The sequence below is a fragment of the Cyanobacteria bacterium GSL.Bin1 genome (genome assembly GCA_009909085.1).
Taxonomy (GTDB): Bacteria; Cyanobacteriota; Cyanobacteriia; order Cyanobacteriales; family Rubidibacteraceae; genus Halothece.
In genome coordinates this window covers 1-10,528 of sequence record JAAANX010000013.1, presented here as the reverse complement: position 1 = coordinate 10,528, position 10,528 = coordinate 1, and the positions used below count along the sequence as shown (strand labels likewise).

The 10,528-nt window shown below is 43.7% G+C and carries 10 protein-coding genes and 1 tRNA gene; 6 read left to right on the top strand and 5 right to left on the bottom strand.

Annotated features, from left to right (window positions below):
* Positions 1-205 precede the first annotated feature (205 nt).
* Positions 206-382 (top strand): hypothetical protein, encoded by a 177-nt coding sequence (locus GVY04_00375; protein ID NBD14631.1) that lies wholly within the window; start codon positions 206-208, stop codon positions 380-382.
* A 69-nt stretch (positions 383-451) separates the two neighbouring features.
* Here GVY04_00375 and GVY04_00370 read toward each other — a convergent pair whose 3' ends face one another.
* The 4 genes from GVY04_00370 to GVY04_00355 all read right to left on the bottom strand — a co-directional run bounded on the left by GVY04_00370 (position 452) and on the right by GVY04_00355 (position 4,794).
* Entirely contained in the window at positions 452-1,063 is a 612-nt protein-coding gene (locus GVY04_00370; protein NBD14630.1) for a hypothetical protein, read from the bottom strand.
* 1 nt (position 1,064) lies between these two features.
* On the bottom strand, positions 1,065-2,480 hold the full coding sequence (hemG, locus tag GVY04_00365; GenBank protein ID NBD14629.1) for a protoporphyrinogen oxidase: 1,416 nt from the start codon (positions 2,478-2,480) through the stop codon (positions 1,065-1,067).
* Positions 2,481-2,510: 30 nt separating this feature from the next.
* The gene (locus GVY04_00360; GenBank protein NBD14628.1) at positions 2,511-2,726 is read right to left on the bottom strand and encodes a DUF2811 domain-containing protein; all 216 of its coding nucleotides are present in this window, start codon (positions 2,724-2,726) and stop codon (positions 2,511-2,513) included.
* A 550-nt stretch (positions 2,727-3,276) separates the two neighbouring features.
* Positions 3,277-4,794 carry a cryptochrome/photolyase family protein gene (locus GVY04_00355; GenBank protein NBD14627.1) on the bottom strand — a complete coding sequence of 506 codons (1,518 nt, stop codon included), beginning with the start codon at positions 4,792-4,794 and terminating at the stop codon, positions 3,277-3,279.
* 522 nt (positions 4,795-5,316) lie between these two features.
* Here GVY04_00355 and GVY04_00350 point away from each other — a divergent pair.
* From GVY04_00350 to GVY04_00330, 5 genes are all read left to right on the top strand, one after another.
* A complete protein-coding gene (locus GVY04_00350; GenBank protein NBD14626.1) occupies positions 5,317-5,754 on the top strand; it encodes a nucleoside deaminase in 438 nt (145 codons plus the stop codon).
* A gap of 138 nt (positions 5,755-5,892) precedes the next feature.
* A complete protein-coding gene (locus GVY04_00345; GenBank protein NBD14625.1) occupies positions 5,893-6,351 on the top strand; it encodes a hypothetical protein in 459 nt (152 codons plus the stop codon).
* A gap of 90 nt (positions 6,352-6,441) precedes the next feature.
* Complete coding sequence (locus GVY04_00340; protein ID NBD14624.1) at positions 6,442-7,944, top strand: MFS transporter; 1,503 nt, start codon at positions 6,442-6,444, stop codon at positions 7,942-7,944.
* A 1-nt stretch (position 7,945) separates the two neighbouring features.
* Entirely contained in the window at positions 7,946-8,776 is an 831-nt protein-coding gene (locus GVY04_00335) for an inositol monophosphatase (protein ID NBD14623.1), read from the top strand.
* 42 nt (positions 8,777-8,818) lie between these two features.
* Positions 8,819-8,890 (top strand) — tRNA-Thr (locus GVY04_00330).
* Positions 8,891-9,023: 133 nt separating this feature from the next.
* Here GVY04_00330 and GVY04_00325 read toward each other — a convergent pair.
* A complete protein-coding gene (locus GVY04_00325) occupies positions 9,024-10,499 on the bottom strand; it encodes an STAS domain-containing protein (GenBank protein NBD14622.1) in 1,476 nt (491 codons plus the stop codon).
* Positions 10,500-10,528 lie beyond the last annotated feature (29 nt).

Below are 10,528 nucleotides of genomic sequence, written 5' to 3'. Positions count from 1 at the left end.
TTGGGTGCTTCAACATCTGATGACCTCGTTATTGAGGAGGAAATTAATCCGAAAATCGTTTGCGGTGTAACTTAGTTACAGTAAGAGTTTTAGGTTTTTGGAGATGTCTAATCGACAACACCATTTATCGAAGCACGGTGGCATTGCAGAAGGAGTGGTTTCTTTCATCAGCTAAGGGGCGACGTAAAACACTTGAATTTTCTAGATAGTACCATGTTTTGCACTTCTTTCCCGTCTAAGTCCCGCTAATAGTCAAGAAAAACGAAAACGAATTCTCCCAACTTACGTTATCGTAGCTTTGGTCATTGGAATGAATCTTTGGTCTACTGACTCCATCATCGATGTCTTCAAGAATTTAGTAGCAGGATTAGCGGCTCAATAGATACCAAAAGGTTGTCGTTGGGGAACACAGAACCGCTCTTCGATTAGTGGAGCCCGTAAACAAGTGGGATCAAGAGCCATGACTCGTGTGACATGCCCCCCTTACAGATAGGTAGGAAGCCTGAATGAGGAAAATTGACCAACTAACTATCCCTACAAACTTGAACCCATCCTCCAAAAAAATACGCCAGGGAGAGTCCCAAAAAGACTGAACGATATCAATCGAAATCGAAAGCGCAAAAAAGATTACTGAAGCGAGAAGAGTTCTAAAATCAAAATCGATGCTGCTGCGAAACATGACCATAGAAATCAAAGCAAAGAAAATGCTATAGAGCACAAATACATAATCTTCTTGAATTCCGATAAAAAATTTCTTTTCATGCAGCATAAAAAAGTCGTCCATAAATAACAATAAAGAGAACAATCCTAGCCACAGCAAAAGCTTATATGACCGTCCTATATCTTTTAGCAACAGTGCACTAAATAGAGTTACAGTCGATGTGACTAACAAAGCAAACGCTCCAAGATTAGAGCCCAATCCCAAAAAGGGACTACGACCAGATATCGCTGCGACGTCTCTTAGAAATAATGCAGGTGGAATATTGTAAGAATTAAAAACAAAGGCTACAGCACAAAGAAAAAAAAGCGCTAAGCCATAAGCTAAAACTGAGAATAATCGCATACTATCTTCTTTTGTCCTGTGCTAAGGTCTCTAACACACTTTGAGCGGTTTCTTCTCCTCTGCGTACACAATCTCCTAGTGCAACCCCATCGAGATAGTTACTGGATAAAAACAGTCCGGGGAATGATTTTAAACTATTTCGTATGCTTTCTAATCGTTCGAGATGTCCAAGGGTATATTGCGGAATTGCTTTTGACCACAAATGAACTGCTAACGGTTTCGGCGTACTTCCCGATTTAATCACCGCTTTTTGTAAGTCTTGATGAACTTCTTCAATAATTTGATCTTCGCTGAGTTCAGCAATTTCAGGATCCGTTGCACCACCAATAAAATTAGTTAAAAGATGCCAGCCTTGGGGGGTGCGTCCAGGAAAAAGTGTTGAACTCCATATTGTGCCAAGGGTTCGTAATCCTTGACTGCGAGGATTGAGATTGCCAAATCCTTTGAGGGGAAAACGCAGGGCTTGATCAGGATAGGCTAAGACCACACAAGCAACGGGAGGATAAGGAATGTCTTCTAAAGTCTGGCTTGCTTGGGGAGATAAATCTTTGATCAGTGATGCTGTAACGTGAGCGGGAGTCGTGAGGATAACAGTTTTGGCTTCAATGGTTTCTTCTCCTGCAGGTGTAGAAAATGTCGCAATGTAACCGGATTCTGAATGAGGAGTAAGAGTCTTGAGTTCCCACTGAAATTTGACTTTATCGCCCAACTTAGAAACGATCGCGTTCGGTAATTGTTGCAATCCTTCTCGGAAAGATCCTAACTGTCCAGACTTTGTTTTTGGAAGATCTGAACGTTCAGCAGCTTTTGGGGTTGATTTGGGTTTTTGACGACGGGATAAAACTGCACCCGCCACCAATCCACCGCCGACATCAGCCAGTTGGGTGACTCGTCCAAAGGCAGCTTGCGCACTCAACTGATCGACATTTCCAGCATAAACTCCAGAGACAAACGGACTAACTAACCGTTGTGCTACTTCTGATCCCAAGTGACGGGTGAAAAATTTAGCAACAGTTTCCTCCTGACTGCTAATTTGGGGAGGAATAAAGCCTAATGCACCTGTTAAGGCGCGTAGCTTTCCCAACGGACTCAGCAGTTGGGTTTTAACAGCTGCAGGGGGACTCATGGGAACAGGACGCAGTTTGCCTTGCCAATAGACATAGCGAGGAATTCCCGCATCAGCAAAGATCAACTCATTTTTTAAACCCACATCCACTGCAAGTTTTAGTAGTTCTGGGGAAGGGGAAAAACTATTGGGTCCTTCCTCCCAGAGAAAATCCCCACTTTGTTGGCTGGTAATATTGCCACCGGCGCGATCGCGCTGTTCAGCCACTAGAACTTGGCATTTTTGCTCATTGAGTCGATAGGCCGTACTTAAACCGCTAATCCCTGCTCCCACAATTAAAGTATCGATCATTGTCCCCTCGCAATACATCACAGCACTATTCTACTGAAATAAGGTTTCCAAATAAACCTGAGCGCAGCTGCGATACGTTTGCGAACTTTGTTCCACTTTATTTTGGCTATTTTGCAGCAGAAACAGTGATAATGCCGCTGCTAATACACGATCTTGATCCCAAGTAGGATGTTCATCAAGATAGCGTTGTAAGGACTCATGAAGTTCTTGCGGAATCTGTGTCGAAAGGTTAATGTTCGTTTTCACAGCGACTTGACCCTCCAATCAAATTGGCCGTTGCTAAGTGATAGACCGGGTAATAACTCAATTTTGAGTCGATCAGTCTGTATTGCCTTCTTTCTAACTTCTCATTAGGCTCCTAGTATTTTAAAGTTAAATAGCAATACAAGACACTATTTAATATAAACTCAAATCACTCTTAAGGGTGAAATTAGTTTTGTTTTTTGCCCGGTCGCTCTATTGTCGTCTAAAAGGGGGGAGGGTTGTCAATGCTGAGAAATATTACAGATCTACTTTTCATTTCAAAAGTAAAACGAAGTAAAGGAACTTTTATCCTATTTTTTGTTATATAAGTTTACATAAACTCAGTATTTACGGATATCCTTCCTAGGATTCATTGGTTCAACCAGGAGTTGCCTCTAAGAGTGATTTTGCCGTTATGGTTTGTGGAAAACTTGGGGTAAATTGTGGAAAACTAGGAAAAAAGTTGTGGAAAAACTGGGGAATGTGTGGTGGAAAACAAAGATTTAAGATAAGAATTGCAAACTTTACTTTCACTTAAACTCTGCTTTAAACTCTATTCAGAGTTAAGGTCATGTTTTTCTCGCCAAGCAGTCGCTAAATCTTGGATTTCCCTTAACTCATCGGGATCAATCTTCCGCAAATTAGCCAACACTAAATTCATGCGCCCCAAAGATTGGAGCCGATCGCGCTGTCGTATCATAAAATCCCAATAGAAGAAGTTAAAGGGACACGCCTGCTCCTGCGCTCGCCGACGAGGATTATAGCAGCAATTTTCACAGTAATCGCTCATCTTGTTAATATAATTTGCAGAAGAAGCATAGGGTTTCGAGGCAAACACCCCACCATCCGCAAATTGTCCCATGCCAATGACATTTGTTTCCATCACCCAATCATAGGCATCAATCAATACCGCATGAAACCACTCTTTTAGTTCTTGGGGAGAAACACCAACGATCAGGGCAAAATTGCTCAATACCATTAACCGTTGAATATGATGGGCATAGCCAGTTTCTTCAACTTGTTGCAACACTTGGTTTAAGCAGTTCATGTCAGTTTGACGACTATCCCAAAAAAATGCCGGTAGCGGCTGGGTATGGTCAAACCAATTTCCTTGTCCATAGTCGTCAGCAACCCAGTGATAAATGCCGTGTAAAAATTCTCGCCAGCCCAAAATTTGCCGAATTAACCCTTCCACACTATTCAAAGGTAGATTATTTTCAGAGTAGGCTTGTTCGACAGCGTGAATCACTTCCCAAGGCTGCAGTAACCCTAAATTGAGATAGGGAGAAAGTAAAGAATGCCACATGGTCTTCTCTCCCGTAACCATCGCATCTTGATAGGTGCCAAAATTGGGTAAGTTAGTTTCAATAAAATGTGCTAGTACTTGTTGGGCATCTTCTCTCGTTACACCCCAATTAAACGGATCAATCTCCCCATAGGTAGGAAAAGGGAGGGCTTTGACTTCTGCAATGACAGCTTGTGTCATGGCATCAGGAGAGAAAGTAACTGGATTAGGGGGTGCTAAATTTTTCTGCGGTGGCTTACGATTGTCTTGATCAAAATTCCAGCTTCCCCCAACCGGCTTCTTCCCTTCGACTAAAACATTAAACCGCTTGCGTCCTTCCCGATAAAAGTCTTCCATCAAGATTCGTTTCCGTTTATTTGCCCATTGTTGAAAGTCTTCTGTTGACCATAAAAAATGGTTATCCGGAAGGAGAGTAATCTCACAACCTAAGTCTAGCTGTTGAATGAAATGGGAGAAAGCGCGATCATTGGGATTCATCATGCGCAACTCAGTTATCTGATGTTTTGCCACCCAAGTTTTGAGAGGCGTCATAAAATCAGTCGCTGTTTCATAGGTAATATTCCACCCCTCAGCTTGTAGTGTTGTTGCGAAGTGACGCATCGCTGACCAGACCAAAACTAATTTTTGTTGGTGATATCGCCGTTTTGCCGCATATTCTTGAGACTCAATCATAATGAGCGGAGTCTGTGCTTTTTCCTGTTCACAACTTTTCAGTGCAGCGTTTTCGAGAGAAAGTTGTGTTCCTAAAATCCAAATTCCGATCATTAATATAGTTAACTATTGATAAGTTGCCCAATCAAGATGTTTATGTTTTCTTCTCTAGATTGCACTATTTAATGACAAATGACTAATGACAAATAACCTTTAAAAAACTATCCGCTCTTGCCGGGGAGTGAACAAACACTCAATAGCAAGAGCGGTGTAGCGGGTCACTTCTGATTGAAACCTGACTGCCGAGAGGAACTCGTACAGCCAATTTCTCCTCACGAGGAAGAGGGAACTGACTATTAGAGAACAGCCCCGGCACACAGCCGGCATACTTCAATCAGGTGACCCATGCGTTTACTACTTTCAATCATGGGCATCACCTCCTTTCTCCCTAACGGTTATTGAATTAACAACCTCCACAAATTTAACACGGTTTTTTTGATTTTGCCACCATGAATGCGCAAAAAATTACCTTGAGTGAAGTTACAGCGCACGCTTTGATGATGTAACTCAGATTAGTCGAGTTCACGAAGGAATGGAATTCGATAAGATTAGTTTGACTATTGATTAAGAATGATTATGGACGAATTTATGGAAAGCGCGATCGCGCAAGCCAGAAAAGGTTTAAAAGAAGGAGGAATTCCCATTGGATCCGTTCTAGTACGCGAGGGAACCATTCTCGGTCAAGGTCACAATAAACGCGTTCAAGACAATGATCCGGTAACTCATGCGGAGATCGATTGTTTGCGTAACGCGGGACGAATTGGCAGTTATCGCAATACTGTCTTGTATTCTACTCTGATGCCTTGTTACCTCTGTGCAGGTGCAGTAGTACAATTTGGCATTCCTAAGGTGATTGCTGGAGAAGCAGCCACCTTTGCTGGCGCACAAGCGTTTATGGAAGAACAGGGTATACAAGTCGTTAATCTCGATCTCAGTGAGTGCAAGCAGTTAATGAGCGATTTCATTAATCGTTTTCCTCAGCTGTGGTACGAAGATATTGGTACAGAAGGATAAGTAAGTTCAAGGATTGCCCTTTCACCTGCCTTACTCATCAATCCTTTAAGTTTCTATCAGCTAGTTCTCAGCAAATATTGACATCGTTGAAAGTGAACTGAAAAACCGCATTCCTGATTAATTAAAAGAACCCGACTCATGAAATATATTCTTCTTAGTTCACTTTCAATTTTACTCGTCTCTACAACTAGTGCAATTGCCCAAGAAACGACGTTTAACCCGTCTCGATCAATCGCACCGCAAGTTGCTCAAGCATCGAAGAATACGCTTGCAATGGGGACATTTGTCACCACAGAACAAGACCATCCCACATCCGGAATGGCAACCATTATTGAAGAAGATGGAAAACGTTATCTGGTTTTTAATGAGGAGTTTACCACTGCCGAAGGTCCCGATGTCCAAGTGGTATTGCATCGCGAAAGTGAAGTACCCGTTAAACTGCAAGAAGAAGACTATATGACGATCGCGCCGTTAGCCAGTATGAACGGGACACAACGCTATCTTCTCCCAGATGATCTAAATTTAGACGAATTTCAGGCAGTGAGTATTTGGTGTCGTCAATTTAATGTTTCCTTTGGTTACGCTGCACTTAATTAGCAGTCAAAACTGGCTCATCGATGATTGAGTGCTTAAGTTAAAATATATTGCTGTACACAAGCGCTTGGCTTTTTCCTGAAGTAAACCATAATGGCAACGAGCGACCTTAATCTTTCTTCGACACCAGAACAACCTTCAGCGCAGCCTCAAGTGAAACTGATTACGATGTTTCGCCTGGGGCTTTTTCAAATGGGGTTAGGTGTTATGTCTATCTTGACCCTGGGTGTGCTCAATCGAGTGATGATTAGTGAACTAGGAATCCCGGCAACGGTTGCTGCAGGCACACTAGCATTACATCAATTTGTTGCCCCAGCGCGTGTATGGTTCGGACAGTTATCCGATGCCAAACCCGTCTTTAATCTCCATCGCAGCGGCTACGTTTGGGTTGGAACCGCTCTCTTTACGTTTGCTGCTTTTTTAGCTGTACAGGTGATGTGGCAATTGGGAAACACCGTGCGCGAAGCAGGAGGTTGGATTTGGAGTGGAGAAACCATTCTTTTTACAGTTTTATTGGGACTAATTTTTATCTTTTATGGTTTGGCATTAAGTTCAAGTTCAACGCCGTTTGCTGCCTTATTAGTCGATGTTTCGGAAGAAGAGAATCGATCAAAACTAGTAGGAACCGTTTGGTCGATGTTGATGGTCGGGATTGTGATTGGCGGTGTCAGTGGTGGTATTTTGCTGCAAAGTTTACAGCAAGAAGGGGTGATTTGGAGTGCCAATATTGGCAGTTTATTACTCAGTAACGAAAAAGTGATTCAAACGCCATTGGCAACCCTACGAGGCGGCATTAATCGCCTGTTTATTATTGTTCCTTTAGTTGTCCTCGGTTTAGCCTTTTTAGCCACTTGGGGGGTGGAGAAGAAATATTCCCGCTATGCCAGTCGTTCTACTATTGCAGACCGAGAAGATAGTGTCACTTTAGGACGGGCAATTCGCGTTTTAACCGCCAGCCGACAAACGGGTTTATTTTTTAGCTTCTTGATTATGATGACGATTAGTTTATTTATGCAAGAAGCAGTGTTAGAACCCTATGGCGGAGAAGTCTTTGATTTACCGATTTCGCAGACAACACAATTAAATGCGTTTTGGGGATTAGGCACCTTAATCGGTGTTAGTAGTACCGGTTTTATGGTTGCACCGCGTCTCGGGAAACAAAACACCACGCGCCTAGGCTGTGTTTTAGTGGCGGGTAGTTTTGTGCTGATTATTTTATCGGGCTTTACCCAGGAAGCAACGTTGCTCAAATCGGCAGTCTTTCTCTTTGGTTTAGCCGCAGGCTTGACAACCACCGGTGCAATCAGTTTAATGTTGGACTTAACGGCTGCAGAAACTGCCGGTACGTTTATCGGGGCTTGGGGGTTAGCCCAGGCATTAGCGCGAGCGTTAGCAACGGTCGCCGGCGGTGTGGTTTTAGATATTGGCAAGGCATTATTTACAGCACCGGTGCTGGCTTATGGGTTAGTATTTGGATTGCAGGCTTTAGGAATGTTAGGCGCGATCGCGCTTTTAAATCGCGTCAATGTCTCAGAGTTTCAAACGTCAACCAATAAAGCGATTGCAACAGTCATGGAAGGGGATTTAGACGGGTAACATGGAACAAGTTTTAAAAGAAGCTTTAGCGTTTAGCCAAACGCTGACAAAAGAGATCGGCGATACTCTCGTTACTCAGTTTGGGAAAGTACAAGCACAACAAAAAGCCGACGGTTCACTTGTCACTAGTTCGGATCAGTGGGCAGATGAACAGATTCGCAACGCGATCGCGCAACAGTTCCCAGATCATGGCGTCCTCACCGAAGAAACCGTGCATATCTTTCCAGATCGGGAATGGTGTTGGGTAATCGATCCCATTGATGGGACAACTAACTTTACCCGCGGCATTCCCGTTTGGGGGATTTCAATGGGACTCCTCTATCAAGGAATGCCGGTATTTGGTTACGTTCATTTTCCGGTTTTACAACAATCCTTTCATGGCTTTTGGCTGACGGGATCGGGTTTAACAGGAAAAAATGGGGCTTATCGTAACGGAGAACCGATCCAAACCAGCCCTGATGATCTCAGTCAAAGTCATCTCTTCAGTTTATGTGTGCGCAGTATGCCTTCTCTCCAAAAATCCTTACCCTGTAAAACGCGCATTGTTGGGGTCTGTACCTATAGTTTCTTATTGGTGGCAAGCGGGGCTGCTTTAGGTGCAGTAGAGGCAATTCCCAAAGTCTGGGATTTGGCGGCAGTGTGGGCAATTGTCCAAGGGGCTGGGGGCAAATTTGTTCCCTTAACCCCGACTTCTGCGTTTCCACTGCAAGCGGATGTTAATTATGGCACAACCCCTTTACCCACCTTAGTGGTGGGTCGTGATGAATTAGCTTCCGTGTTTCAACCGGCGGTGGAACCCATTGGACAGGAAGTAATGGCTGCTAAAAAATAAAGAAAGTAAGTTATAATTGACTCCCGACAATCATCGAAGTCTGCCAGCATAGCTCAGCGGTAGAGCAACCCACTCGTAATGGGTAGGTCAGGAGTTCAAATCTCCTTGCTGGCTTTCTATATAGTTGTACAGTGCCAATTTAATTGACCGCGGAATGCGGTCAGCGCAGGTACCGGACTTTGAGTCCGGTGTACCGCTGACTATTCCAATAAAAATACAATCAGAATTCAAAGTTCAGCAGACAAGCTTAAGTCAGTGAGGCAGATTGCTCTAACGATACCTTATCTAGAAGTTGGCTCTGGCACCATTGTAACCCTTGGTCGAAATCCGGAAAGTGTTGGCAATAAGGATTATTTGTTTCTAGGGCGTGACCGCGATCCAGTTTATGTTCTACTAACGGGGTTAAATTGGTGTAGACGATTGTAATTTTCTGTTGATAAGCAAGTCGTAAAATTTTGGCACAGCTAACAACCGCGGAAGCATCAAGTCCTTCGAGTCGGCTACCATCGATAATCAAATAGGCTGGTTTTTGCTGTTCTTCCTGATTCAACAGTTGGCGAAATTTCTCAACCAAGCGATTGGCTGTGGCAAAGAAGATATATCCTTGTAGTTGCCAGAGTTGAATTCGGTGGCTTTTTTCTTGAAGAATATAACTGGCAGAAAATGGAAGCATCTCAGTTCTGGTTTCAATTCCATCCCAATCATCTTTAATAATTTCCCGTTGAGCGTAATTGTACAAAAAGAGAACTAGTTGCCCTGCGAATCCCACAGCAATCCCTTCTAGAAATCCGACCGTGAAAATAACAATTAACGAGGCAATGATGATCAAATACTCAGAGACATCAAGTTGAAACCAAGTCCGGTAAACCCATTGAATCACTAGGGTAAGACCTAAATAAAAAGATAAGGCACCGATGACCGGGCGCGGAAAGAAAGATAATAAAGATGGACCCAGGAAAAGAACAGCAATACTAACTAAAGCACAAATAATACCTGTGAGGCGACGGCTGGCACCCATTTTAGAAACTAGGATCGTACTGGGAAGCGCTTGGTTTCCCGACATACCACTGCCCATGCCGGCAATGAGATTGCCGAGTCCTACTGCTTCTAAAGTACGATTGAGATCGATATCGCGCCTGACAAACAATTCAATCCCATTTTTGGTCAGAACCAGTTCCAGAAGGCAGATAAAAATCACTGACGCGATCGCGTCCCAATTTTGCAGAATCACTGACCAGTGAATCCCATCCAACTGGGAAGGGATTAGCGGTTGCCATAGCTGCCCCTCCTCAATCCCAAAACTCAGCAACCAATTTTGGGCTTGTGCTTCGGTAAACGAGGTATGGGTCAGCAAAAATCCCAGGTAAAAGACCCCGATCAATGCTAGAAGCGTACCGGGAATAACAAGAAAGTGCTGATAACGATTAGAAATAACGAGGAGAATCAGAGCACAAATGACCCCAGTGACCCAATTCGGGAGCACCTCTGGTTGTAGATAAACCGATAACTGCGACAATCGAAAGTCAACATCGGTCATCACTTGTAGGGATCCCTGGAGCAAAATTAAGCCCGTGCCGCCCATAAACCCGCCAATGACGGGATGAGGAATCAGCTGAACTTGATTGCCCAATTTCAACAAAAGATCCGTGGGACTCCCCCACCTCGGAACAGGTGGGGGAGGAAAGCGGGTGAGTCGATACCGCTCGATGCGGTTGAGACTCACATTTTCTTAGGCTACACATAAGCCATTCG

What these genes read in the sequence shown, in the direction of transcription:
- GVY04_00370 (NBD14630.1), bottom strand. Translation starts at nt 1,063, where the DNA reads ATGCGATTATTCTCAGTTTTAGCTTATGGCTTAGCGCTTTTTTTTCTT.
- GVY04_00335 (NBD14623.1), top strand. Translation starts at nt 7,946, where the DNA reads ATGGAACAAGTTTTAAAAGAAGCTTTAGCGTTTAGCCAAACGCTGACA.
- GVY04_00355 (NBD14627.1), bottom strand. Translation starts at nt 4,794, where the DNA reads ATGATCGGAATTTGGATTTTAGGAACACAACTTTCTCTCGAAAACGCT.
- hemG (NBD14629.1), bottom strand. Translation starts at nt 2,480, where the DNA reads ATGATCGATACTTTAATTGTGGGAGCAGGGATTAGCGGTTTAAGTACG.
- GVY04_00345 (NBD14625.1), top strand. Translation starts at nt 5,893, where the DNA reads ATGAAATATATTCTTCTTAGTTCACTTTCAATTTTACTCGTCTCTACA.
- GVY04_00350 (NBD14626.1), top strand. Translation starts at nt 5,317, where the DNA reads ATGGACGAATTTATGGAAAGCGCGATCGCGCAAGCCAGAAAAGGTTTA.
- GVY04_00340 (NBD14624.1), top strand. Translation starts at nt 6,442, where the DNA reads ATGGCAACGAGCGACCTTAATCTTTCTTCGACACCAGAACAACCTTCA.